At 71.5% G+C, this 23,915-nt stretch carries 19 protein-coding genes; 12 read left to right on the top strand and 7 right to left on the bottom strand.

Annotation, left to right across the window (positions count from 1 at the left end; genetic code table 11):
* Positions 1-297: 297 nt before the first annotated feature.
* A complete protein-coding gene (gene rpsA, locus BMY89_RS25170) occupies positions 298-1,797 on the top strand; it encodes a 30S ribosomal protein S1 (RefSeq protein WP_092382549.1) in 1,500 nt (499 codons plus the stop codon).
* Between the two features lie 154 nt (positions 1,798-1,951).
* Complete coding sequence (gene coaE / locus BMY89_RS25165; protein WP_092382548.1) at positions 1,952-3,133, top strand: dephospho-CoA kinase; 1,182 nt, start codon at positions 1,952-1,954, stop codon at positions 3,131-3,133.
* Positions 3,134-3,171: 38 nt separating this feature from the next.
* On the opposite strand, the gene BMY89_RS25160 is transcribed toward coaE, so the two are convergent.
* Entirely contained in the window at positions 3,172-4,854 is a 1,683-nt protein-coding gene (locus tag BMY89_RS25160) for a hypothetical protein (RefSeq protein ID WP_092382547.1), read from the bottom strand.
* 300 nt (positions 4,855-5,154) lie between these two features.
* On the opposite strand from BMY89_RS25160, the gene uvrB reads away from it, so the two are divergent.
* Entirely contained in the window at positions 5,155-7,263 is a 2,109-nt protein-coding gene (gene uvrB, locus BMY89_RS25155) for an excinuclease ABC subunit UvrB (protein ID WP_092382546.1), read from the top strand.
* Positions 7,264-7,385: 122 nt separating this feature from the next.
* The gene (locus BMY89_RS25150; protein WP_092382545.1) at positions 7,386-8,240 is read left to right on the top strand and encodes a helix-turn-helix domain-containing protein; all 855 of its coding nucleotides are present in this window, start codon (positions 7,386-7,388) and stop codon (positions 8,238-8,240) included.
* 120 nt (positions 8,241-8,360) lie between these two features.
* Here BMY89_RS25150 and BMY89_RS25145 read toward each other — a convergent pair whose 3' ends face one another.
* Complete coding sequence (locus BMY89_RS25145) at positions 8,361-8,654, bottom strand: antibiotic biosynthesis monooxygenase family protein (RefSeq protein ID WP_092382604.1); 294 nt, start codon at positions 8,652-8,654, stop codon at positions 8,361-8,363.
* A 206-nt stretch (positions 8,655-8,860) separates the two neighbouring features.
* On the opposite strand from BMY89_RS25145, the gene BMY89_RS25140 reads away from it, so the two are divergent.
* Positions 8,861-9,838: a TerC family protein gene (locus BMY89_RS25140; protein WP_092382544.1), complete on the top strand. Its 978-nt coding sequence runs from the start codon at positions 8,861-8,863 to the stop codon at positions 9,836-9,838.
* 42 nt (positions 9,839-9,880) lie between these two features.
* Here BMY89_RS25140 and BMY89_RS25135 read toward each other — a convergent pair whose 3' ends face one another.
* The gene (locus BMY89_RS25135) at positions 9,881-10,807 is read right to left on the bottom strand and encodes a C40 family peptidase (protein WP_232521536.1); all 927 of its coding nucleotides are present in this window, start codon (positions 10,805-10,807) and stop codon (positions 9,881-9,883) included.
* A gap of 256 nt (positions 10,808-11,063) precedes the next feature.
* On the opposite strand from BMY89_RS25135, the gene BMY89_RS25130 reads away from it, so the two are divergent.
* On the top strand, positions 11,064-11,861 hold the full coding sequence (locus BMY89_RS25130) for a tyrosine-protein phosphatase (RefSeq protein ID WP_092382603.1): 798 nt from the start codon (positions 11,064-11,066) through the stop codon (positions 11,859-11,861).
* Here BMY89_RS25130 and BMY89_RS25125 read toward each other — a convergent pair.
* Both BMY89_RS25125 and typA read right to left on the bottom strand, forming a co-directional pair.
* A complete protein-coding gene (locus BMY89_RS25125) occupies positions 11,815-12,723 on the bottom strand; it encodes a serine hydrolase (protein ID WP_092382542.1) in 909 nt (302 codons plus the stop codon). The genes BMY89_RS25130 and BMY89_RS25125 overlap by 47 nt on opposite strands.
* A gap of 7 nt (positions 12,724-12,730) precedes the next feature.
* Entirely contained in the window at positions 12,731-14,599 is a 1,869-nt protein-coding gene (typA, locus tag BMY89_RS25120; protein ID WP_092382541.1) for a translational GTPase TypA, read from the bottom strand.
* A 125-nt stretch (positions 14,600-14,724) separates the two neighbouring features.
* Between typA and BMY89_RS25115 the strand changes: the two genes are divergently transcribed.
* Both BMY89_RS25115 and BMY89_RS25110 read left to right on the top strand, forming a co-directional pair.
* Complete coding sequence (locus BMY89_RS25115) at positions 14,725-16,077, top strand: DedA family protein (protein WP_092382540.1); 1,353 nt, start codon at positions 14,725-14,727, stop codon at positions 16,075-16,077.
* A 109-nt stretch (positions 16,078-16,186) separates the two neighbouring features.
* Positions 16,187-17,086 (top strand): lytic transglycosylase domain-containing protein, encoded by a 900-nt coding sequence (locus BMY89_RS25110; RefSeq protein ID WP_092382539.1) that lies wholly within the window; start codon positions 16,187-16,189, stop codon positions 17,084-17,086.
* A 36-nt stretch (positions 17,087-17,122) separates the two neighbouring features.
* Here the strand turns inward: BMY89_RS25110 and BMY89_RS25105 are convergent, their stop codons facing one another.
* A complete protein-coding gene (locus BMY89_RS25105) occupies positions 17,123-19,201 on the bottom strand; it encodes an MMPL family transporter (RefSeq protein WP_092382538.1) in 2,079 nt (692 codons plus the stop codon).
* Between the two features lie 187 nt (positions 19,202-19,388).
* Between BMY89_RS25105 and BMY89_RS25100 the strand changes: the two genes are divergently transcribed.
* From BMY89_RS25100 to BMY89_RS25090, 3 genes are all read left to right on the top strand, one after another.
* Positions 19,389-19,904: a MarR family winged helix-turn-helix transcriptional regulator gene (locus BMY89_RS25100; protein WP_092382537.1), complete on the top strand. Its 516-nt coding sequence runs from the start codon at positions 19,389-19,391 to the stop codon at positions 19,902-19,904.
* A 4-nt stretch (positions 19,905-19,908) separates the two neighbouring features.
* Complete coding sequence (locus BMY89_RS25095; RefSeq protein WP_092382536.1) at positions 19,909-21,579, top strand: CocE/NonD family hydrolase; 1,671 nt, start codon at positions 19,909-19,911, stop codon at positions 21,577-21,579.
* Positions 21,580-21,741: 162 nt separating this feature from the next.
* On the top strand, positions 21,742-22,635 hold the full coding sequence (locus BMY89_RS25090; protein ID WP_092382535.1) for a hypothetical protein: 894 nt from the start codon (positions 21,742-21,744) through the stop codon (positions 22,633-22,635).
* A 190-nt stretch (positions 22,636-22,825) separates the two neighbouring features.
* On the opposite strand, the gene BMY89_RS25085 is transcribed toward BMY89_RS25090, so the two are convergent.
* Entirely contained in the window at positions 22,826-23,029 is a 204-nt protein-coding gene (locus tag BMY89_RS25085; RefSeq protein ID WP_092382534.1) for a cold-shock protein, read from the bottom strand.
* 226 nt (positions 23,030-23,255) lie between these two features.
* Between BMY89_RS25085 and BMY89_RS25080 the strand changes: the two genes are divergently transcribed.
* On the top strand, positions 23,256-23,867 hold the full coding sequence (locus BMY89_RS25080) for a DedA family protein (RefSeq protein ID WP_092382533.1): 612 nt from the start codon (positions 23,256-23,258) through the stop codon (positions 23,865-23,867).
* Positions 23,868-23,915: the final 48 nt, after the last annotated feature.

Raw genomic sequence — 23,915 nt, 5'->3', positions numbered from 1 at the left:
GCGCAGGTGGCGGGCCGGTGGCGATGTGGCGTCGCTGGACGAAATCTCCGCTTTCGCGGCTCGTGCCGCCATGAGAAGACGGGAGGGCTTGCACGCTGTGGTAATGCAACAGGTAGGGTAGACGATGCGCTCGCGGATCGTGTGCCTCGGCAGGGAGCAGGTGCGCGGTCGACGGAGTCACATCAAGATCTCGTTCAGCGATTTCCAGGTGGGCCCGCCGGCGGATCCGTTGGCGCGCACAGGTCACCGCGACACCAGCCTGCTGTGACACACCATCCGACCGGAGCAACCGCCCACATGACGAGCAGCATCGAGGCCCCCTCGAGCGCCACCAAGGTCACCATCGACGACCTCGGCTCAGAGGAGGCTTTCCTCGCCGCGATCGACGAGACCATCAAGTACTTCAATGACGGCGACATTGTCGAAGGCACCGTCGTCAAGGTCGATCGGGACGAGGTCCTGCTCGACATCGGCTACAAGACCGAGGGTGTCATCCCCTCTCGGGAGTTGTCGATCAAGCACGACGTGGACCCGGCAGAAGTCGTCTCGGTGGGTGACCACATCGAGGCCCTCGTCCTCCAGAAGGAGGACAAGGAGGGTCGGCTGATCCTCTCCAAGAAGCGGGCGCAGTACGAGCGGGCCTGGGGCACGATCGAGAAGATCAAGGACGAGGACGGTGTCGTCCGCGGTTCCGTCATCGAGGTGGTCAAGGGTGGCCTCATCCTCGACATCGGGCTGCGCGGCTTCCTGCCCGCCTCCCTGGTCGAGATGCGGCGGGTGCGTGACCTGCAGCCGTACGTCGGCCGTGAGCTCGAAGCCAAGATCATCGAGCTGGACAAGAACCGCAACAACGTGGTGCTGTCCCGCCGGGCGTGGCTGGAGCAGACGCAGTCCGAGGTGCGTACCGAGTTCCTCAACAAGCTCCAGAAGGGGCAGGTCCGCAAGGGCGTCGTCTCCTCGATCGTCAACTTCGGCGCGTTCGTCGACCTGGGTGGCGTGGACGGTCTGGTGCACGTCTCCGAGCTGTCCTGGAAGCACATCGACCACCCCTCCGAGGTCGTCGAGGTGGGCCAGGAGGTCGAGGTCGAGGTCCTGGACGTCGACCTGGACCGCGAGCGGGTCTCGCTGTCGTTGAAGGCGACCCAGGAGGACCCGTGGCGTCAGTTCGCCCGCACCCACGCGATCCAGCAGATCGTGCCGGGTAAGGTCACCAAGCTCGTGCCGTTCGGTGCCTTCGTCCGGGTGGACGACGGCATCGAGGGCCTGGTCCACATCTCCGAGCTGGCCGAGCGCCACGTGGAGATCCCCGAGCAGGTCGTCCAGGTCGGTTCCGAGGTCATGGTCAAGGTCATCGACATCGACCTGGAGCGTCGCCGGATCTCGCTGTCGCTCAAGCAGGCCAACGAGGGCTTCGTCGAGGGCGAGGAGCACTTCGACCCGACCCTCTACGGCATGGCGGCGACCTACGACACCGAGGGCAACTACATCTACCCGGACGGCTTCGACCCGGAGACGGGCGAGTGGCTCGAGGGGTACGACAAGCAGCGCGAGACCTGGGAGCAGCAGTACGCCGAGGCGCGGCTGCGCTGGGAGGCGCACCAGAAGCAGGTGCAGACCTCCCGGGCCGCCGAGGCCGAGGCCGCTGCCAACCCGCAGCCCGCCGCTGCCGCTGCCACCGGCACCACCACCTCGACCAGCAGCGCGGCGCCGAGCCGCCAGGCCGAGGAGCCGGCCGGCACGCTGGCCACCGACGAGGCGCTCGCCGCTCTGCGGGAGAAGCTCGCCGGCGGCAAGTGATCTGCCGCTAGACAACGAGGGCCCCGCCCCGACCCGAAACACTGGGTCGAGGCGGGGTCCTCGCCGTTGTCCCCCGGGCCCACCCGTACGTCCGGCGTCGGAGGCGGGGCGATCCGGTTTGGCTGCGCGGGGATGATCGGGTTGACTTGGTGCCGTGCTGAGGGTCGGGCTGACCGGTGGGATCGGGTCGGGAAAGAGTGCCGCGGCGCGGCGGCTGGTCGAGCGGGGTGCCGTGCTCATCGATGCCGACCAGATCGCCCGGGAGGTGGTCGCCCCCGGCACCGACGGGCTGGCCGAGGTCGTCGCCGCCTTCTCCGACCGGGTGCTCGACGCCGACGGCGCCCTTGACCGGGCCGCGCTCGGGGAGATCGTCTTCGCCGACGGGACGGCGCGACAGCGGCTGGAGGCGATCGTGCACGCCCGGGTCCGCGCCCGGACCGCCGAACTGTTCGCCGCGGCCCCTCCCGACGCGGTGGTGGTCAACGACGTACCACTGCTGGCCGAGGTGGGGCTGGCGCCCACGTACCACCTGGTGGTCGTGGTTTCCACGGAGGTCTCGACCCGGTTGCAGCGGCTGGCCCGCGACCGCGGGATGAGCCGCGCGGAGGCCGAGCGCCGGATCGCCGCGCAGGCCGACGACGCCCGTCGCAACGCGGTGGCGGACGTGTTGCTGACCAACGACGGCACCCTCGATCAGCTGCACGGGGCGGTCGACGCGCTCTGGCACGACCGGCTGGTGCCCTTCGAGAGCAACGTGCGGCACCGCCGGGCGGTCCGGGCGGTCCGGGTGACGCTGGCCGAGCCGGACCCGACCTGGCCCGACCAGTACGCCCGACTGGCCGCCCGGATCCGGCACGCGGTCGCCCCCGCCGACCTGCGCGTCGATCACATCGGCTCGACCGCGGTGGCCGGCCTGGCGGCCAAGGACATCATCGACATCCAGCTCAGCGTGCCGTCCCTGGCCGACGCAGACGGACAACTGGCCGAGCGGCTCGCCGACGCAGGTTTTCCTCGACTGCCAGGCGACTGGTGGGACAGTCCTCGGCCGCCCGGCGGCCAACGGTGGGAGAAGCGGCTGCACGGCAGCGCCGACCCGGCCCGCCCGATCCACCTGCACCTGCGGGTGACCGGCTCACCCGGCTGGCGGTACGCCCTGCTGATGCGCGACCACCTGCGCGCCGATCCCGACCGCCGCGCCGGGTACCTGATGCTCAAGCGAGGGTTGGCGGCGTCCGCGCCGGACCTCGGCACGTACGCCATGGCGAAGGATCCGTGGTTCGACGAGGAGCACCTGCGGGCCGAGGCGTGGGCCGCGAGCACCGGCTGGCGCCCCTGACCGCACCCACCCCGGTGCCGACCAGGCCGGCGGGGCGGTCAGCGCTTGGCGCGCGGCGGCGTGAGCCGGGGTACCCGGCCGGGGTCCAGGTCGAGCTGTGCCCAGGCACCCGCCCGGGTGGGCAGCTCCAGTCGGCGGAGCAGCCCGGACCGGTCGACCCAGTAGCGCACCGGCCCTCGGGCGGTCTTGAGCTGCACCACGTCGACCGTGGTGCCGGCGAGGGTGTCGCCGCGTACCCGTCGCACGTCGCCCTGGGGCCCGCTTCCCTTCGCGGCCCGCAGCGCGGCCTCCAGCAGCGGGTCCAGGGCCTGGGTGCGGTGCGGGCCGGTACGCCAACCGGTTGTCGGTGGTGGTAGCGGCGGACGTGCGGTACCGCTGCCCGGCGCGCCGTTCTCGATCCGGGTGACCTTGCCGGCGTGGTGGCGAACCAGAGTGCGCCGGCCGTCCGGGTCGAGGTCGGCGACGCCCAGGTAGGCCGTACCCGAGGTCCAGCTCAACCAGCCGGCGCCGCGCAGGTTGCTGGCGCCGGAGACGGGGCCGGTCACGGTGACGGTGGCCCCGCCGGCGGCCCGCAACCGGGCGGGCAGTCGGCGCCAGCGGTCCCGTTCGGCGGCGTTCAGCGCGCGGGGCAGGCCGGGTCGGCCGCCAAGCGCTTCGACCGGCCGCAGCGTGGGTCGGTCGGCCCGGTTCAGCGCCACGGTCACCGGACCGACACCGGGCAGGCTGGCCTCCAGCCGGTGCAACCGGCCCGCCAGGTCCACCCAGTAGCGGGTCGGGGTGCTGCCGCCGGTGGTCGCGCCGGGAGGGCCGGTCGCCGGTGCGGCGGTACCGGGGGTGCCGGTCGCCGGTGCGACGGTGCCGGGTGGCGCGGCCTCCAGAATGTCGACCGTCTCGCCGTTTACCTGTTCCCGGCCCAGCCAGCGGCCGGACGGCCCGCCGGTGGGTTCGGGCCGGTCGGCGGCCAGCCCGAACACCAGCAGCAGCAGTGGATCGAGGCCCCGGTCGGCGGGCAGTCGCCAGCCGTCGGCCGGCGGCACCAGGGGTGGTGTGGCGGGCGTCGGCATCGCCGTCGGGTCCGGGCGGACCACCAGGACGGTGGGGGTGGCCTGAGCCAGTCCTCGCAGTGCACCCGCGCCGGGCCCGCCGACGTCCAGGTAGACCAGCTGGCGAGCCCAGTCGACCCAGCCGAGGAGGTCGGTGCGGGCATTACCGTCGCCGACCGTGACGTGCAGCCCGGCACGCAGGTCGCGCAGGTTGGTGACCCGCATCGCGGCCAGTCGTTCCTGCTCGGCCGAGTTCATCGGCCGTGGTGGGGGTCCGTCGGGTGCCCAGTTGACCAGAGCGGCCACCAGCATGACGGCGGAGGCCACGGCGGTGAGGGAGAGCCCGGCGAGGGTGAGGCGCCGCCGGCGGGCGGCGCCGCGCCGCGCCTCGTCGGTCGGCGCGCTCGAGCCGGTGAGGTCCTCTTCCTCCAGCGGGTTGCCGGCGGTCGGGTCGAGCAGGCCGCCGGGCACCGCGGCCCGACGGACGCCGGGCCGCGGCCCGGGCGGGTCGGCGACGGTCAGCTCGAGAATGGCGGGTGGCACGATGCCGGCCCGGTGCCGCCGGGGCCCCGCCCGATGCCGGCGGCCGTCCCGGCGGACCGGGCCAGTGGACGGGACGTCCGGAACGGGACGATTGGTGCCGCCGTTGCCGGGTGCCGGTCGCGAGGTGTTCTCCACGGGAGGATGAACGTGCCGGACCGGGTTCGGGTGACGACGCAGGGGCGCTCGCGGCGGCCGGTCTGCGCCTTCAGCGCGACCACAGCGGGCGCGCACACCAGGCATGCCGGGTGCTGCGACCCTCGGTGCCGGGGGCGGCGTGGCCTTGTGCGGCCCGCCACCGGCCCGGTCGGCCGCCGCGAGCGGCCTACGGAAAAAGCGTAGCGGGGTGAGAAGAACCACACAATGCGAATATCGAAGCCGATCACGTGCTGCACGTAGTCGCCGCGGACTGTCGGAGTCCCGGCGTACGGTTGCTCCATGGCGCTCGACATTCCTCGGCTCGACGGCCGCTTCCAGGTCGTCAGCGAGTTCCAGCCTGCTGGTGACCAGCCGGCGGCGATCGACGATCTGGAGCGGCGGGTCCGTCGCGGTGACCGGCACACCGTGCTGCTCGGCGCCACCGGCACCGGCAAGAGCGCCACCACCGCCTGGCTGGTGGAGCGCCTGCAGCGTCCCGCGCTGGTGCTGGCACCGAACAAGACGCTCTGCGCGCAGCTGGCGAAGGAGTTCAGCGAGCTGCTGCCGGACAACGCGGTGGAGTATTTCGTCTCCTACTACGACTACTACCAGCCCGAGGCGTACATCCCGCAGACCGACACCTACATCGAGAAGGACTCCTCGATCAACGAGGAGGTCGAGCGGCTGCGGCACTCGGCCACCATGTCCCTGCTCACCCGCCGAGACGTGGTGGTCGTGGCGACCGTCTCGGCGATCTACGGCCTGGGCACCCCTGAGGAGTACCTGGACCGCGCGGTGCGGGTCGCCGTCGGCCAGGAGCTTGATCGCGACCAGTTGCTGCGCCGGCTGGTGGACATCCAGTACACCCGCAACGACATGGCCTTCCAGCGCGGCACCTTCCGGGTCCGCGGCGACACGCTGGAGATCATTCCGGCGTACGAGGAGCTCGCCGTCCGGATCGAGCTCTTCGGTGACGAGGTGGAGAAGCTCTACTACCTCAACCCGCTCACCGGAGACGTGGTGCGCGAGGTGGATTACCTGCTGATCTTCCCGGCGACGCACTACGCCGCCGGCCCGCAGCGGATGGAGCGGGCGATCGGCGACATCGAGACAGAGCTGGGCGAGCGGCTGGCCGAGCTGGACCGGCAGGGCAAGCTGCTGGAGTCGCAGCGGCTGCGGATGCGCACCACGTACGACATCGAGATGATGCGGCAGGTGGGCTTCTGTTCCGGCATCGAGAACTACTCGATGCACATCGACGGGCGGTTGCCCGGCAGCCCGCCGCACTGCCTGCTCGACTACTTCCCCGACGACTTCATCACCGTCATCGACGAGTCGCACGTCACCATCCCGCAGATCGGTGGGATGTTCGAGGGTGACGCGTCCCGCAAGCGGATGCTGATCGACCACGGGTTCCGGCTGCCCAGCGCGGCCGACAACCGGCCGTTGCGGTTCGACGAGTTCCTGGAGCGGGTCGGCCAGATGGTCTTCCTGTCGGCGACGCCGGGTCCGTGGGAGCTGGAGCAGGCCCAGGGCGAGTTCGTGGAGCAGGTGATCCGCCCGACCGGCCTGATCGACCCGGAGGTCGTCGTCAAGCCCACCAAGGGCCAGATCGACGACCTGATGCACGAGATCAAGCTGCGTACCGAGCGCGACGAACGGGTGCTGGTCACCACGCTGACCAAGAAGATGGCCGAGGACCTGTCGGACTATCTCCTGGAGAACGGCATCCGGGTGCGTTACCTGCACTCCGAGGTCGACACGCTGCGGCGGGTGGAGTTGCTTCGTGAGCTGCGCCGGGGCGACTACGACGTGCTGGTCGGCATCAACCTGCTGCGGGAGGGCCTCGACCTGCCCGAGGTGTCCCTGGTGGCGATCCTGGACGCGGACAAGGAGGGCTTCCTGCGCAGTGGCCGGTCGTTGATCCAGACCATCGGTCGGGCCGCCCGTAACGTCTCCGGCCAGGTGCACATGTACGCAGACAAGATCACGCCGTCGATGGCGGCCGCGATCGACGAGACCAACCGGCGGCGCGCCAAGCAGATCGCGCACAACGAGGCGCACGGCATCAGCCCCGAGCCGCTCCGTAAGAAGATCCACGACATCCTCGACGACATCTACCGCGAGGCCGAGGACACCGAGGCGACCCGGGTCGGCGGCGCGGTGCGACAGCTGTCCCGGGGCAAGGCGCCGGTCAAGGAGACCCGCAGCCGCGTCCGGGCCGGCGCCGGCACACCCGCGCGGGCAGGGATGGCGCGCGCCGAGCTGGCGCAGCTGATCCAGGAGCTCAACGACCAGATGCTCGCCGCCGCGCGGGAGCTGCAGTTCGAGCTGGCCGCCCGGATCCGTGACGAGGTCGCCGACCTGAAGAAGGAGCTGCGGGGGATGGATGCCGCCGGCGTGAAGTGAGGGTCGGCCGGCGAGGCCAACCGGCAGGTGTCCACATCCTACGGTGGGAGAATAGCGGAATGCGAGCGTCCTATTGCGCTGGGTGATCGCCGTGCGTACTCTCCCTCCGTGGGGAGGCAGGGATGCCGTTGCCAACGAGTCCGGTCATTCGACGTGCGCGACTCGGCGCCGAGTTGCGTCAGCTCCGGCGGCGGGAGACGCTGACGCTGGAACAGGTGTGTGAGCGGCTCGGTTGGGCGTCCACCTCCAAGCTGTCCCGCATCGAGCTGGGGCAGAGCCGTCCAGATCTGGCGGACGTGCTCGACCTGCTCGACGTCTACCAGGTGTCGCCGCCGCAGCGGGACGCGCTGATCGTCATCGCCCGGGACGCCGCGACCAGCCGAGGCTGGTGGAAGTCGCTGGGGGAGATGAGCGAGCGGCAGCGTACGTACGCCGAACTTGAGGCCGGCGCGGCGGGCATCATTGAATATCAGCCCGCAGTGGTGCCGGGCCTGCTGCAAACCCCGGCGTACGCGCGTCTGCGCATCGCGGCCGGACACCTGATCGACCCGGCGGTGGACGTGGAGGCCGACCTGCGCGCCCGGGCCGCCCGGCATGCGGTGCTCCGCCGCCCCGAGCCGCCCCGCTACACGGCGCTGATCACCGAGTTGGCCTGCGAGCAGGCCGGCGATCCGGTGGAGGTCTGGCGCGAGCAGATGCGGCACCTGCTCGAGCTGGCCGCCCTGCCGCACGTGACGATCCGGCTGTTGCCGGTCGGTGCGGGGCGAGGGCCGGTGCCGCTCACCCCGTTCTCCTGCTACTCCTTCCCGGATCCGGCGGACCCGCGCACGGTGATGCTGGAGGCGCTGACCACGGATGTGCGGCTGAGCACCGCGACCGATGTCGACCGGTACGAGCAGATGGCCGGTTGCCTGCTGGAGGCGGCGCTGCCGGAGCAGGAGACGGTGCGGGTGATGGCCAGCCGGCTCGACGGGTGACCGACCAGTGCGTCGGCACCGGGCCCGGCGCCCCCGAAGCCGTCGGGACCGGCGCCGACGCGAGGCGCAGGGTAAACCGACGGTGTGACAATTCTTCGGGTCGACGCGGTCCGGTCGTCGTCAGGCGGGTACGTCGACGAAGTGCTCGACCCGTGGTGGGGCGGCGAAGTGCGGGCCGATCAGCTCCCGCCACCCGACGAAGCGGTCGGTTGCCCGGAAGTTCTGCTCGTGGTCCTCGACGGAGTCCCACTCGACCAGCAGCACGAAACGGGAGGGGGACTCGATGCCCCGGGTCATCCGCACCGACCGGCAGCCGGGTGCCTCCGCGAGCAGTTTGTGCCCCTGGACGTAGGCGGCGGCGAAGGCTTCCTCGCGGCCGGGAGCCACATCGATGAGCGCGACCTCAAGCACCATGCCGGCAGCCTGCCACATCGGCGCGGCGGTCCGGTGCCGGCCTGCTGAGTTTCCCAGCCACCGGCCGTCGCACGACGGTCGATCACCTGACCAGGTGACCCATCCTCCTAGGACGCCTTAGGCGGTGTGTCCGCTCACCGCCCGAGGCGTACCGTGTGCCGGTCACCGCGGGCCCCTTACCGCGTGCCGGCCGGAGGAATGAGACTGTGGACGTGTCCGGAGTGGTGTGGGCGGGTACGCTCGTCGCCCTGACCGCGGTTCTCGCGGCGGACCTGCTCATCGTCGGGCGTCGCCCGCACGAGCCGAGCGTGCGGGAGTCGAGCCTCTGGGTGGTCTTCTACGTCGGGCTGGCCCTGCTCTTCGGCGTCGGGCTCTGGCTCACCGCCGGGGCGAGCGTGGCGGGGCAGTTCTACACCGGCTGGCTGACCGAGTACAGCCTCTCCGTGGACAACCTCTTCGTCTTCGTGATCATCATGACCCGGTTCGCCGTGCCCCGGCAGTACCAGCAGAAGGTGCTGCTCATCGGCATCGTGCTCGCGCTCGTCATGCGCGGTGGGTTCATTGCCGCCGGCGCGGCGTTGATCTCACAGTTCACCTGGGTCTTCTACCTCTTCGGCGCGTTCCTGATCTACACCGCGATCAACCTGGCCCGGCACAGCGAGTCGAGCGAGGAGTTCACCGAGAACGTGCTGATCCGCTGGAGTCGGCGGGCGCTGCCGATCTCGCGGGGCTACGACGGTGCCCGGGTGACCGTGCGGGAGAACGGCCGGCGGAAGTTCACCCCGATGCTCATCGTCATGATCGCCATCGGCACGACCGACCTGATCTTCGCCCTCGACTCGATCCCGGCGATCTTCGGCATCACCCACGAGCCGTACCTGGTCTTCACCGCCAACGTCTTCGCACTGATGGGGCTGCGCCAGCTCTACTTCCTGCTCGGCGGGCTGCTGGACCGTCTGATCTACCTGAGCGTCGGGCTCGCGGTGGTGCTCGGCTTCATCGGGGTCAAACTGATCCTGGAGGCGTTGGCGGAGAACAGCCTGCCGTTCATCAACGGCGGTGAGCACGTGGGCTGGGCGCCCCACCTTCCGATCTGGCTGTCGTTGCTGGTCATCCTCGGCACCCTGGCGACGGCGACGGCGGCGAGCCTGATCAAGGCGTCCCGGGGCGGCGGCCCGCGTTGACGAGAACCGGCCACTGACCCGGCGTACCGGCAGGGGGGCGCGTCAGGTCAGCTCGACCACCCGGTGCGCACCGGCCAGGGTGGCGGTGCGCTCCGCGGGCAGCAGCTCCTCCAGCACCCGCCGGCGCGAGAAGCAGGCGTGCAGCATGCGGCGTTCGCCATGAGCGCGTGCGGCGGCGGTGACGATGCCGATGTGGTGGATCCGGTGTCCCGGGCGGGCGAAGCTGTACAGGTCTCCGGCGCGCTCCGCCCCCAGCTCCACCCGGTGGGCGGCGACCACCTGGTCTCCGGAGTCCCGGGGGAGCAGCACCCCGAGCCGCCGCCAGACCAGGTGCACCAGCCCCGAGCAGTCGATCCCGTACGCGGACAGCCCGCCCCACAGGTAGCCGACCTCGACCAGACGGGCCGCCACCGCCAGCACCTGCTCGGCGGTGGGTGGCGCGGTGGGCTCGGGCACCGTGTCCGTCGCGGTCAGCCACAGCGGCGCGGTACGTCCCGGGGCGTGGACCGGGCGCCAACCGTCGATCGCGTCGCCGGCCGGCACCAGGCGGGTGCCGAGGACGACTCCGGGCAGCGCGACCGCGCCGAACGCGGTGTGGTGCAGGGAGGTGACGGTGGCGTCGACGACCACCCGTGGCGAGGTGTCCGTCCCCGCGACGGCCGGGGTCAGCTGCGTCACCGGCAACCAGCCCGGATAGCCGCGCGGGTCCAGCCGGGGGGCCGGCTGTTCCACCGCCACCACGTGCGCCCAGCCGTCCGGACGGATCTCGGTGACCAGCACCCGCTCGCCGAGCAGCAGCTGACTCAGTACGCCGTCACCGACCTGCTGGTCGGCGTCCATGCCGGCGACCCACGCCCCGACATCGGCGGGTGAACGCAGCGCCGGGGCGTCCACCGGTCGGACCGCGTCGGGGGAGCTCCACAGGGCGGCGATGGCGACCCTGACCACCGCCTCAACGCCCTGTTGCACGTCCACCCCCGACCGGTCGCACCCCCGTCTTCCGGACCATATGAAACTATCCGACGTCTATCAATCCTCAGTCTGAATCTTTACGTCGGCCACCGATCCACCACCTCCACGACGAGGGGGTCCACGCCGATGGCCCGGCGGGCCGGGCAGTGAGGACACGGGGTGTGCAGGGGCAAGGCTGAGGGGACGGGTGCGTACCACGACGATCGTCACGTGCGGCACCCTGTAGGCGAGGGGAGCGGTGATGAGTGAGCGCATGAACGGGCGGGACTGGGAACTCGTGGGCGCGCCCAACGCGCGGGATCTGGGTGGCCTGATCGGCGCGGAGGGCCGGCGGGTGCGCCCGGGTCGGCTGATCCGTACGCCCGCGCTGGGTCGGCTGACCGACGAGGATCTGCCGGTGCTGGCCAAGCTCGACCCGGCCTGCGTGGTGGACCTGCGGGCCCACTCGGAGGTGTCGGTGGCCCCGCCGGACCGGCTGGCCGGCGAACCGACGGTGGTGCACCTGCCGGTGCACGACCCGGCGCATCCGGTGTTCACGTACGTCTCCGCGGTGCTGCTCGGCCACGACCTCAGCGGTTACGCGGAGCTGGCGCGGCAGGGCACGCCGGCGGCGATGGCGTCGATCTACCGCTGGTTCGTCACCGGCGCCTCGGCTCGGGAGGGGTTCGCCGCGGCGGTGCGGCTGGCGGCCGACGGGAGCAACCTGCCGCTGCTCTACCACTGTTCGGCGGGCAAGGACCGCACCGGTTGGTTGACCGTGGTGCTGCTGCACGCGCTCGGCGTGGACGAGGCGGCCATCCGGGCCGACTACCTGGCCAACAACCCGCTGACGGCGAGCCTGCGGGAGGTGCTCGTCGAGGCGATGCGGCGGCGCCATCCGGGGCTCGACGAGGCCGCGGTGCGGCCGGTGCTGGAGGTCCGCCCGGAGTACCTCGACGCCGGGTACGAGCAGGTGCGGCGGGTGCACGGGTCGTTCGGCGGGTACCTGCGGGACGGGTTGGGGATCACCGACGAGACGGTGGCGGCGTTGCGAGCGAATCTGTTGGAGTGAGGACACCGAGGTCGTGGCGGGCCTGCCAGACCCGGGTGGAGATGTCGGCCACCAGGCGTCGGGCGGCGGCGTCGGCCGGCTCGCTGGCTTGGTCGTCGTCGAGCGTGGTGGTGGTGCAGACGACGAGCAGGTACGGCTCGGCGTCGTCCGGGAAGACCACCGCCGCGCCGTGCCGCACGCCGCGTACCCAGCCGTTCTTGTGGGCGAGGCGGGTGCCGGCGGGCAGCCCCTCGGCGATGTCCTGACGGATCTGCTGGGCGCAGAGCACGTCGAGCATCGCGGCGCAGCTGGCGGGTGAGGCGATCGGCCCGGGACGGGTGGCGCCGGTGGCGACCGCGTCGAGCAGCGCGGCCAGGTCGGCGGCGGTGACCAGGTTGGTGATGCCCGCCTGGCGGGCGGCGAAGTCCTCGATGCCGCGTGCGGTGACGCTGTGCCGGGCACCGGCGCTGGCCCAGACCTGCGCCACGGCCGGCCGGCCGACGTGTTCGATGACCAGGTTGGTGGCGAGGTTGCTGGAGCGGACGACCATCCGCTCGGCGAGCCAGCGCAGGGTCGCCCGTTCGCCGAGCCGCTCCCAGACGGCGGCGTCGTTGTCGTACTCGCGGGCGCAGGCGTACGGCGGGGCGTGCCGGTCGGCGGAGGTGAACCGGTTGACCACCTCGACCGGGGTGTCCGGGTCGAGGTGGCCGGCCTCGGCGGCACGGTGCAGCGCGGCGAGCACGGCCAACTTCATCGTGCTCGCCGCGTAGTGGGTGGCGTCGGCGTGCCGGACCCAGGTGGGCGGGGCGTCGAGCGGCCCCGCGTACACCGAGATCGTGCCGGGCGCCCGGTCCAGCCGCGCGTGGAGGTCGTCCGCGGCCATCCGGCCCTCAGCCGGCGTGCTTGCGGCGGGCGGTGGTGCGGGCCCGCTGGGTCTGGTCGAGCACGACCTTGCGGATGCGTACGGCGGCGGGGGTGACCTCGACGCACTCGTCCTCGCGGCAGAACTCCAGGGCCTGCTCCAGCGACAGCTTGCGCGGCGGGATCAGCTTCTCGGTCTCGTCGGCCGTCGACGAGCGCATGTTGGTGAGCTTCTTCTCCTTGGTGATGTTGACGTCCATGTCGTCGGAGCGGGAGTTCTCCCCGACGATCATGCCCTCGTACACCTCGGTGGTCGGTTCGACGAAGAGCTGGCCGCGCTCCTGAAGGTTGATCATGGCGAACGAGGTGACCGCCCCGGCCCGGTCGGCGACCAGGGAGCCGTTCTGGCGGGTCCGCAGCTCGCCGAACCACGGCTCGTACGACTCGAAGACGTGGTGCAGGATGCCGGTGCCCCGGGTGTCGGTGAGGAATTCGGTGCGGAAGCCGATCAGGCCGCGGGCGGGGACCAGCCACTCCATCCGGATCCAGCCGGTGCCGTGGTTGACCAGCTGCTCCATCCGGCCCTTGCGGGTCGCCAGCAGCTGGGTGATCGCGCCCAGGTACTCGTCGGGGGCGTCGATGGTGAGCCGCTCCACCGGCTCGCAGATCTTCCCGTCGATCTCCCTGGTGACGACCTGCGGCTTGCCGACGGTCAGCTCGTAGGACTCGCGGCGCATCTGCTCGACGAGGATGGCCAGGGCCAGCTCGCCGCGGCCCTGCACCTCCCAGGCGTCGGGGCGCTCGGTCGGCAGCACCCGCAGCGACACGTTGCCGACCAGCTCCTTGTCGAGGCGGTCCTTGACCATCCGGGCGGTGACCTTGGCGCCCTTGACCCGGCCGACCAGCGGCGAGGTGTTGGTGCCGATGGTCATCGAGATGGCCGGCTCGTCGACGGTGATCAGCGGCAACGGGATCGGGTTCTCCGCGTCGGCCAGGGTCTCACCGATCATGATCTCCGGGATGCCGGCGACGGCGATGATGTCGCCGGGGCCGGCCGACTCGGCCGGCTTGCGCTCCAGACCCTCGGTGATCAGCATCTCGGAGATACGGACCCGCTGGGTGCTGCCGTCGGTGCGGCACCAGGCCACCGTCTGGCCCTTGCGGATGTTGCCCTGCCGGACCCGGCACAACGCGAGCCGGCCGAGGAACGGCGACGCGTCGAGGTTGGTGACGTGCGCCTGCAGCGGTGCGCTCTCGTCGTACGAGGGCGGCGGAATGGTGTCCAGCAGGGTGCGGAACAGCGGCTCCAGGCTGTGGCTGTCGTCGGGCACCGAGCCGTCGGCGGGCTGGGTGAGCGAGGCGACGCCGTCCCGGGCGCAGGCGTAGACGATCGGGAAGTCGATCTGCTGCTCGTCGGCGTCCAGGTCGAGGAAGAGCTCGTAGGTGTCGTCCACGACCTCCTTGATCCGGGCGTCCGGGCGGTCCACCTTGTTGATCACGAGGATGATCGGCATCCGGGCCTTGAGGGCCTTGCGGAGCACGAAGCGGGTCTGCGGCAGCGGTCCCTCGCTGGCGTCGACGAGGAGTACCACTCCGTCGACCATGGTCAGGCCGCGCTCCACCTCGCCGCCGAAGTCGGCGTGTCCGGGAGTGTCGATGATGTTGATGGTGACCGGGTCGGAGCCGTCCGCCGGCAGGTACCGCACGCCGGTGTTCTTGGCCAGGATGGTGATGCCCTTCTCCCGTTCCAGGTCCCCGGAGTCCATCACCCGCTCGGTCACCTCGCCCCGGGCGCCGTAGGCACCGGACTGCCGCAACATGGCGTCGACCAGGGTGGTCTTGCCGTGGTCGACGTGAGCGATGATGGCGACGTTACGGAGGTCGGTGCGAAGCTGCATTGCTCCATCCTCCCGCCTCTGCGGTGGCGGTGCGGCGTCGGGGGTCACCCTGGGTGCGTACCGGCTCGCCGGGGAGACGACTGTCACACTTGCGGCAGTATGGCCGAGGTGATCCGGGGGTCGCCGTGCACGATCTGCTGAACTCCGTGCAGAGCCTGCCACCGTCACTGATCTACATGGTGGCGGCGCTGGTCGTCGCCGCCGAGACGGCGCTGATCGTCGGGCTGGTGGCGCCCGGGGAGGCGACCCTGCTGCTGGTCGGCTTCCTCACGTACACCGGGACGCTGCGGCTCGGGCCGGCGCTGCTGGTGATGATCATGGCCGCCGCGCTGGGGGACGCGGTGGCGTTCCGGGCCGGGCGCCGCTACGGGCCGCGGTTGCGGGCCAGCCGGTGGGGGGTGCGGGTGGGTCCGCACCGTTGGGCCCGTGCCGACGCGATGCTCGGGCGGATGGGCGGCCGGGGGCTGCTGACCGCCCGCTGGGTCGCGTTCGCCCGCACGTTGGTGCCCCGGCTCGCCGGGGCGGCCGGCATGCCGTACCGGCGTTTCGCGCCGTGGAACCTGGCCGGGGTGGTCACCTGGGTGGGCGCGTCGGTGCTCGTCGGGCACCTGGCGGGGGAGTCCTACGAGACGGTGTCCCGGCTGCTGGGCCGGGCGACCGGCGCGGTCCTGGTGCTGGTGGCGGCGCTGGTCGCGGTGGTGTTGGCCGGTCGATGGCTGGGACGCAACCCCGACCCGGCGCGGGCGTTGTTGGCGCGGGCCGCCGGGCTGCCGCCCTTGCGCTGGCTGTCGGCCCGGTACGGGCTGCTGTTCTTCCTGCTCACCCTCCGTCTCGGGCCCGCCTGGGCATTGCTGGCGAACCTGGCGGCGGGGGTGGTGCTGCTCTTCGTGGTCGGGCTGGCCATCGCGTGGACGCTGCGGGTGGTGGTCCGGCACAGCGGGCTGGCTCTGGTCGACGGCGCGATCGCGAGCTGGTTCGCTGCCCGGCGTACGCCCGACGCGGTGGAGGCGACGCAGACCGCGGTGTCGGTGCTGCGTGGCTCGTCGTTGATCGTGGTGGTGGCCCTGGTGGCGGCGGTGCAGGCGTGGCGGCACCGGCCCTGGCGGGCGGACCTGCTCAGCGTCGTCGGCACGATCGGCGCGTTCGTGCCGCTGGTGGTGCTGGCGGCGGTGGCCGACCTGGCCGCCGGCGGCCGGGTGGTGCTGTTCTCCACCCAGAACGCGGTGGTGACCGCGAGCCTGTGCACGCTGGCCTGGCTGCTGTCCCGTGGCGCGCGGTGGCCGGTCGCGGTGGCCGCGTGGACCGTCGCGGCGGCCGGCGTGGTCGCCATCGGCGGCGGGCGGCTCTACCTGGGATTGAGTACGGCCAGCGGCACCGTGGGCGCGGTGCTGCTGGGTGCCGCGTGGACGGCGGTGTTCATGGTCGCCTGGGCCACCCGGGACCGTGCCGTCGCCGCCGGTGGGTCGGCGGCGGGGTGAGGTGGGATCGACACCGCGAGGTGATCCGTCGGCCACCGCGCGGGGCCCCCGCGCGGTGCTCGGCGGCTGTTACTGTGCGGCGGATTCGTTACTGCCGAAGGGGGTCCACATGGGGCGCAACGTCACTCGGTGGTGCATCGCGGTCGTTGCCGGGGTGCTACTGCTGACCGGCGGCGGGTGCGCCAAGGTGGATGCTCCCGCGGGGGAGTTGCCCGCCCCGGTCGCGCTTCCGGAACAGGCACCGGAGCTGACGGCGGAGCCGAGCGGGACGCCCGGGACGGATGAGCTGACCGCCACGCCCGTGGCGGTGGAGTCGATGGGTGCCGCGCCGAAGGCCAGCCCGAGTGCCAGCGCGTCGGCGTCGACGAAGCCGCGCCCGAAGCCCAGGCGCACCACGCCCACCGCCCCACGGGCGGTGCCGAAGCCGCCGACGGAGACCCAGGTGCCGCCCGCCCCGCCCAAGCCGGCACCGACCGCCTGCAAGCCCAGCTACAAGGGCGACCAGGCCAGCCGGGCGCAGGCCAAGGCGGCATTGACCGACGCGGCCGGTCGGACGTACTGGCCGACGTCGGCGCCGGACATCCGCATCCCGTTGAACCTCATCAAGGCGACGGCGTGGCAGGAGAGCGGGTGGCAGTCGAACATCGTCGCCTGCGACGGCGGCATCGGCCTGATGCAGGTGATGCCGGACACCGCGACGTGGATGAACCAGCGGTTCGGGCAGAGCTACGACGTGTGGGACTACCGGGACAACGCCTATCTCGGCGGCACCTACCTGGCCTGGCTCACCAAGTACATCGGTGACATGTACTTCGACGCCGACTACCGGCTCGACGCCGACCTCTGCACCACCGAACTGAACTCCTGTCTGCTCAACGCGATCATCGCCGCGTACAACTTCGGCCATGGTGCGGTGGCTCGGGAGGGACAGCCGCTGGCCATCCCCAATCCGAGCTACGTGCGCAACGTCCGGGCCCTGATGACCGAGTGTGAGTGCCTGGGGTTCTAGGGCGCTGTTGTCGCCCGGATTCGACCGCCGGCCGCGCTAGTCGGCGGTGATCCGGCCGGGCCACCAGAATTTCTCCCCGAACAGGAACGCCAGGGCCGGGACGACGACGGTACGGACTAGCAGGGTGTCCAGCAGGACGCCGAGGCAGACGATGATCCCGATCTGGGTCAGGGTGATCAGCGGCAGTACGCCGAGGACGGCGAAGACGGCGGCGAGCAGGATGCCGGCGCTGGTGATGACACCACCGGTGACCCGTAGCGCGGAGAGCATGCCCTCCCGGGTGCCGGCGCTGCGGGCGTCCTCACGGGCCCGGGTGACCAGGAAGATGTTGTAGTCGACGCCGAGCGCCACGAGGAAGACGAAGGCGAGCAGCGGCACGCTGGTGTCCAGCGCGGGGAAGCCGAGCACGTGGTCGAAGAGCAGCCAGGCGCCACCGAGGCTGGCGAAGTACGACGCGACGACGGTCACCACGAGCAGCACCGGGGCGACCAGCCCGCGCAGCAGCAGGATCAGGACGGCGCCGACCAGCAGCAGGATGAGCGGCAGGATGAGGCGCAGGTCCGCCGCGTCGGCCGTCGCCGAGTCGTACGTGCCGGCGACGGTGCCGCCGACGATGGCGCCGGACAGTTCGTCGACGCCCGCCGGGGCCGCTGGTGCCGAACCGGGCACGGCGGCGACGGCCTCCCGCAGGGCCTCCAGCGTCCGGTCGGAGGCGGCGGTGCCCGGCTCGGCGTCGAGAACCACGTCGACCTGGGCGACGCCGGAGCCGGTGGTGCCGGGGCGGGCGGAGGCGACACCGTCCACCGCTGCGGCGGCAGCGGTGACCGCCGGCACGGCGTCGGGGACGGTCATCACCGCCACCGGTTGGGTGGTGCCGGCGGGGAAGGCGCCGGCGAGGGTCTGTGCGCCCGCCACCGCCTCCGGCTGTACCCGGAACTGCTCGGTCTCCGACAGCCCGGTCCGGATGCCCAGGCCACCGAGGGCGAGACCGGCCAGCAGCAGGGTGGCCAGCGCCGCGACGGGCACCGGGCGGCGGATCACAATGGCACCGAGTCGGCCCCAGATCCGGCCCTCCCGGCCGACGCTGCCGACGTGTGGCACGAACGGCCAGAACAGGCCGCGCCCGAGCAGCACCAGCGCGGCGGGCAGGACGAGCAGGGCCGAGGCCATGGCGAGCAGGATGCCGGTGGCGCAGGCCACGGCGAGCGCCTGGTTGAGTTCCCGCTCACTGAGCAGCAGGGTGAGCACGCCGAGCATGACGGTGCCACCGCTGGCGAGGATCGGTTCGGCGGTGCGACGCAGCGCGGCACGCATGGCGGCGAAGCGGTCCTCCTCGCGACGGAGTTCCTCGCGATAGCGGGCGATGAGCAGCAGGGCGTAGTTGGTGGCGGCGCCGAAGACGAGGACGCTGGCGATGCCGGTCACGGCGCCGCCGGCGAAGTTGATGCCGACCGCAGGGATGATCGTGTCGAGGGCGCGCAGGGTGATCTGTTCGGTGGCGGCCACGATGGCCAGCGGCACCATCCACAGCAGTGGGCTGCGGTAGGTGACGAGCAGCAGCAGTGCGACGACGGCGGCGGTGACGGCGAGCAGGGTGGTGTCGGCGCCCTCGAAGACCTTGGTGAGGTCGGCGGTGAACGCGGGCGGGCCGGTCACCTCGACGGTGAGATCCGCGGGTAGTTCGGTGAGCGCGTCGCGGAGTTCGGCCACGGTGGCGGCGACGGCCTCCTGGCCGCCGTCGGTGGCCAGCGGCACGGCGACCAGAGCCACCGTTGCGTCGGGGGAGAGTTGCGGTGGCGCGACCTGACCGCCGGCGGCGAGCCCGCCCAGCGCGGCGGTGCCGGTGGTGACGGCGGCGCGGTCGGGTTCGGTGAGCGGCCCGCCGTCGTCGCGGCTGACCACCACGATGGCCGGCTGGACGTCGCTTCGGGGTAGTTCGTCCTGGAGGCGTTCGACCTGGGTGGACTGCCACCGATCGGACAGGCCGGTGGCCGAGACCGGCGCCGGGTTCTCGGGGGTGGGCAGCCAGAAGACGACCACGCCGACGACGATTGCCGCGACGACGGTGAACCATGCGTTCAGGCGACTACCTGTCACGCGACTGAACACGGACATCCGGGCTCCCATCGATCTCCCCGACCCCACCAGAATATCTAGACGATCGAGAGTTTCGCTCAACGAGAGAGATGTTGCAACAGCTCTCGCTCACGGAGAATCTCGACAGTCGAGATCAAAGCCAGCCTCGGCTATGCTGCGACCCGGGGCCTGGAGGAGGAAGCGGCGGGACGTGGCAGCTCACGGTATGTACCGGCGGCGCGACACGCGCCGGGAACTGCTGGTCGCGGAGATCACAGCCGAACTTCGGCGTTACTGCGTGGACGCGCAGCACGTCGGCCACGCCTTCGCCGGGCAGCACGGCCTCAACGCCACCGACCTGCAGGCGCTGATCGCCGTGATGGACGCCGAACTGCACGGTGATCCGATCACCCCCGGGCGCCTCGGTGAGCACCTCGACCTCGCCTCCGGCTCGGTCACCGCGCTGATCGACCGACTGGAGCGCGCCGGGCACCTGCGCCGCGACCGGGACCCCACCGACCGGCGGAAGGTTCTGCTGCGCTACGCCGACCGGGGGGCCGAGTTGGCGATGGGCTTCTTCCGGCCGTTGGGCGAACGCACCGACCGGGTGATGACCGACTTCAGCGACGAGGAGCTCGAGGTGGTGTACCGGTTCATGACGGCGATGGGAGTCTCGCTGCGGGAGCACCGGGACGAGGTCCGCTCCGCTCGCGCGGAGCCGTCCCGGCGCCGGGTGGACTGAGCCGGTGTTGGGGCGACTGGCTTCCGGACTGGCCACCGCCGCACTGCGGCTGCCGCCGGCACGCACCCGGCGGATCGCCGTCACCCGGGACATCGCGGTCCGGGTACGCGACGGGGTGATTCTGCGCACCGACCACTACGCGCCCGACCTGGCCGGTGTACCCACCGTGCTGATCCGCACCCCGTACGGCCGATCCGGACCGATGCGGCTGCTCTGCCGGCTCGCGGCCGAGCAGGGCTTCCACGTGGTCATCCAGTCCTGTCGGGGCACCGGCGGCTCGGGCGGCTCGTTCGACCCGTTCGTGCACGAGCGCGACGACGGGCTGGACACCCTCGACTGGCTGCGCCGGCAGCGCTGGTGGAGCGGGGCGTTCGGCATGTTCGGCGCCAGCTACCAGGGGTTCGTGCAGTGGGCCCTGGCCGCCGACGCGGGCCAGGAGCTGCGCGCGATGGTCGCCGTGGCGACCGCCTCGACCACCCGCGACTCCACGTACGCGGGAGAGTCGTTCGCCCTGGACACGGTGCTGACCTGGGTGGAGCTGCTGCAGGCGCAGACCGTGCCGTGGCTGGCCCGGCAGTGGGAGCTCAAACGGGGGCAGCCGCGGCTGATCGCCGCGCTGTCGCACCTGCCGCTGATCGAGGCGGACCGGGTCGCCACCGGGGCGACCGTGCCGTTCTTCCAGGAGTGGCTGCGCCACCACACACCGCAGGCCGACTACTGGCGGACCCGGGTCTTCGACGACCGGCTGCACCTGGTCCGGACCCCGGTGGCGATGGTCAGCGGCTGGCACGACATCTTCCTGCCGGCCCAGCTGCGCGACTACGCGGCGCTGCGGGCCACCGGTGGGCAGCCGCGACTGGTCGTCGGGCCGTGGACCCATGGCAGCCCGGGACTGTTCGTGGCCGCGCTGCGCGAAGGGCTGGGCTGGCTCGACGCGCACCTGTCCACCGGCGGCACCGACCACCCGGCAGGTCACTGTCCGGTGCGGGTGTACGTGGGCGGCACCGGCGGGGGTTGGCGCGACCTGCCCGACTGGCCGCCGCCCGCCAGTGCCACCCGATGGCACCTGCATCCGCGGGCCGTCCTGCGGACCTGCCCGGCGGCGCCGTCGCCGCCGGACGGGTTCTGGTACGACCCGGCCGACCCGACCCCGTCGCTGGGCGGCCCGCTGCTGGTGGCCCAGCGCGCCGGGCCGGTCGACAACCGCCCGGTCGAGGCCCGAAAAGACGTGCTGACCTGGACGAGCGAGCCGCTCACCGACGCCGTCGAGGTGATCGGGCCGGTCCGGGCGGAGATCCATCTGCGCAGCGAGCTGACCCATCTGGACGTCTTCGTGCGACTGTGCGACGTGGACCGGCGAGGTCGATCCTGGAACGTCTGTGACGGACTGGTGCGCCTCGATCCGGAGCGTTTTCCCCGCGACGCCACGGGTGCCGTGGTGGTGCCGGTCGAGCTGTGGCCCGCCGCCCACCGCTTCGCCCCCGGTCATCGGTTGCGGCTGCAGGTCTCCGGCGGCGCCCACCCGCGGTACGCGCGCAACCCGGGTACCGGTGAACCACTGGGCGCCGCAGTTACCCTCCGTGGTGGCTATCGGGAGATCCTGCACGACCCTGATCACCCGTCCGCAGTGGTCCTGCCGATCGTCCATCCTGGCTCTCAGCCTTTTCCAAGCTGAATGGACCGCCTCTGAGCTGGGCATTTACCAGTTTCGAGGGCTATGGTTGGGATATGCCCGGCGCCGTGCAACCGATGGCCGGGCCTGCCTGTGAGGCCTCACCACCGCGTACGCGGTGTCACCGTCGTGCCCGGCCCCCGACCGATAAGCAAAGGGGGACCCATGACGCGGGCACCGGCAAATCTGTTAGCCGTCCGCAGTCTGCTACTCGAGCATCTCAACCGCGACCCGAACCGGGCGCGCGACGAGGATCTCGAACCCAACGAGGTCGGCATCGTCGGTGATGCCAACCATCGAGGCGGCTACCACTGTGGATCTAACCGGGTCGTCACGAACGACTACTCCGTGGTCGAGTCGTCCCGGGACCGCAACGGCCTGACCCTCGACGCCGCCGCGCTGGACGTGGGACTGTTCCGCGTCAGCTCCGACGGCCGTGACCACAACCTCTTCACGTTCTCGGCTTGGTGCGTGGCGCAGTGTGTCGCCAACGCCCCGGACACCCGGGACATCCGAGAGATCATCTATTCGCCCGACGGCACGGTGGTCAGGCGCTGGGACCGGCTCGGCCGGCGCAGCACCGGTGACCGCTCCCACCTGTGGCACACCCACTTCAGCTTCTTCCGCGACTCGATCAAGGCGAACCGCGACCAGAGACCGCTGTTCCGCCGTTACCTGAGCGCCATCGGTCTCGTCAAGCTAGAGGAGGAGAACGACATGACACCCGAGGAGCACAACTGGTTGGAGACCGTCCACCGCAACCTCACCGTCCTGGACGGGCGCAACCCGGTCGGGCAGATCTACACCCGGATGGCCATGGGTGAGGACCACATCGATCCGAAGTTCGTGGTCGGGCACCCGACGCTGCGCACGCTCGGCGCTCAGCTCACCGCAATGCAGACGGCGTTGAAGTCGCTGGGAAACCGGGACGTCGCCGACGAGCAGGCGATCATCACCGGAGTGCTCGCCGGCCTGACTCCGCAGGAGATCGCCGCGGCGATCCCGCCCACCGTGGCAGACCAGGTCGTGACGGAGTTGAGTCGGCGACTGGCGGCCTGAGCGTTCCGTACCGACGGACATCGGTGGCGGTGGCCGAACGGGCCACTGCCACCGTGCCGGGCGTTGGTCGCTGGGTGCGGCCGGCGCACCGCACCGGCGATCGGGCTCATCAGCGACGGGCTCGCCCGTCGGGCAAGGGTGTCAAGAGACCACGGCGGCGGCCGGTGACCGGCCGCCGCCCCGGCACGAATCAGAGCGGACGGACGTTGTCCGCCTGCGGTCCCTTCTGTCCCTGGGTCACGTCGAACTCGACCTTCTGGCCCTCGGTCAGTTCCCGATAGCCACTCGACGAGATCGCCGAGTAGTGGACGAAGACGTCGGGACCACCGCCGTCCTGCTCGATGAAGCCGAAGCCCTTTTCGGAGTTGAACCACTTCACGGTGCCGGTTGCCATGCGTACTCTCTCCCTGTTTCATGCGAGCGACCGCCGGCTCCGCGCCGACGATCGCCCAATACCCTCCCGACAGTAACCGGTGAAGGGCGAATTTGCCGGGCGAAGCGCGTCACGCGGCGAGGCGAGATGAAGTAACAGGCATCAGGGATCACCCCGAGAGGCCCCGGCGGAGTTCGGGAGAAATACCTGATGCCCAGGCTGGCCGCCAGGTCATAGCGTACGAGACATGGCGGACCAGTTGGCTCAGGTCGGAGAGCTTCCCCTAGCCCTGCTGATGGCGGTGCTCGGGGTGGTCATGCTCTTCGACGCGATGCCGCTGTTCGGGGTCCTCGTCCCCGGCGACGTGGCGGTGCTCGCCGCGGTGGCGGTCGGCAGTCCCACCACCGGGCTGGCGACCTTCGTCGCCGTGGTCAGCGGATGTCTCGTCGGCTGGTCCCTGAGCTTCCTGGTCGGCCGTCGGTGGGGCGACCGGCTGCGGCACAGCAGCTTCGGCAACTGGGTCGGCGAGGCCCGGTGGGCCGCGGCCGAACGCATCCTGCGCCGTGACGGTGGCCGCCTGGTCGTGGTCGCGCCCTTCCTGCCGGTGTTCAACGCGCTGCTGCCCCTGGCGGCCGGCGGGCTGCACATGTCGTACCGGCGGTTCATCGGCTTCGCAGCCCTCGGCGCCGGCGCGTGGGCCGGGCTCTACCTGGCGGTGGGCACCGCGTCGCGGTCGCTGACCGGGCTGCTCCCGGCCGGGGCGAGCCCGCTGCTGGTGACCATGGCCGGGGGCCTGCTGCTGGCTGCCCTGGCACTGCTCGGCACCCGACGCCGGCTGCGACGAACGGTCACCGGCTGACCGGTCACGTCGACCCCGGTCGCCAGGTGACGAGGATCATCGCGCCGT

The sequence above is a fragment of the Micromonospora phaseoli genome, assembly GCF_900109115.1.
Lineage (GTDB): Bacteria > Actinomycetota > Actinomycetes > Mycobacteriales > Micromonosporaceae > Micromonospora > Micromonospora phaseoli.
Note: the sequence above shows the minus strand (reverse complement) of the source record. Positions and strands in the feature narration are given on the sequence as shown.

Bases quoted from the DNA above. Each gene is read 5' to 3' on its own strand.
- rpsA (WP_092382549.1), top strand. From the start codon at position 298: ATGACGAGCAGCATCGAGGCCCCCTCGAGCGCCACCAAGGTCACCATC.
- uvrB (WP_092382546.1), top strand. From the start codon at position 5,155: ATGGCGCTCGACATTCCTCGGCTCGACGGCCGCTTCCAGGTCGTCAGC.
- BMY89_RS25150 (WP_092382545.1), top strand. From the start codon at position 7,386: ATGCCGTTGCCAACGAGTCCGGTCATTCGACGTGCGCGACTCGGCGCC.
- BMY89_RS25145 (WP_092382604.1), bottom strand. From the start codon at position 8,654: ATGGTGCTTGAGGTCGCGCTCATCGATGTGGCTCCCGGCCGCGAGGAA.
- BMY89_RS25130 (WP_092382603.1), top strand. From the start codon at position 11,064: ATGAACGGGCGGGACTGGGAACTCGTGGGCGCGCCCAACGCGCGGGAT.
- BMY89_RS25125 (WP_092382542.1), bottom strand. From the start codon at position 12,723: ATGGCCGCGGACGACCTCCACGCGCGGCTGGACCGGGCGCCCGGCACG.
- typA (WP_092382541.1), bottom strand. From the start codon at position 14,599: ATGCAGCTTCGCACCGACCTCCGTAACGTCGCCATCATCGCTCACGTC.
- BMY89_RS25110 (WP_092382539.1), top strand. From the start codon at position 16,187: ATGGGGCGCAACGTCACTCGGTGGTGCATCGCGGTCGTTGCCGGGGTG.
- BMY89_RS25105 (WP_092382538.1), bottom strand. From the start codon at position 19,201: ATGTCCGTGTTCAGTCGCGTGACAGGTAGTCGCCTGAACGCATGGTTC.
- BMY89_RS25100 (WP_092382537.1), top strand. From the start codon at position 19,389: ATGTACCGGCGGCGCGACACGCGCCGGGAACTGCTGGTCGCGGAGATC.
- BMY89_RS25090 (WP_092382535.1), top strand. From the start codon at position 21,742: ATGACGCGGGCACCGGCAAATCTGTTAGCCGTCCGCAGTCTGCTACTC.
- BMY89_RS25085 (WP_092382534.1), bottom strand. From the start codon at position 23,029: ATGGCAACCGGCACCGTGAAGTGGTTCAACTCCGAAAAGGGCTTCGGC.
- BMY89_RS25080 (WP_092382533.1), top strand. From the start codon at position 23,256: ATGGCGGACCAGTTGGCTCAGGTCGGAGAGCTTCCCCTAGCCCTGCTG.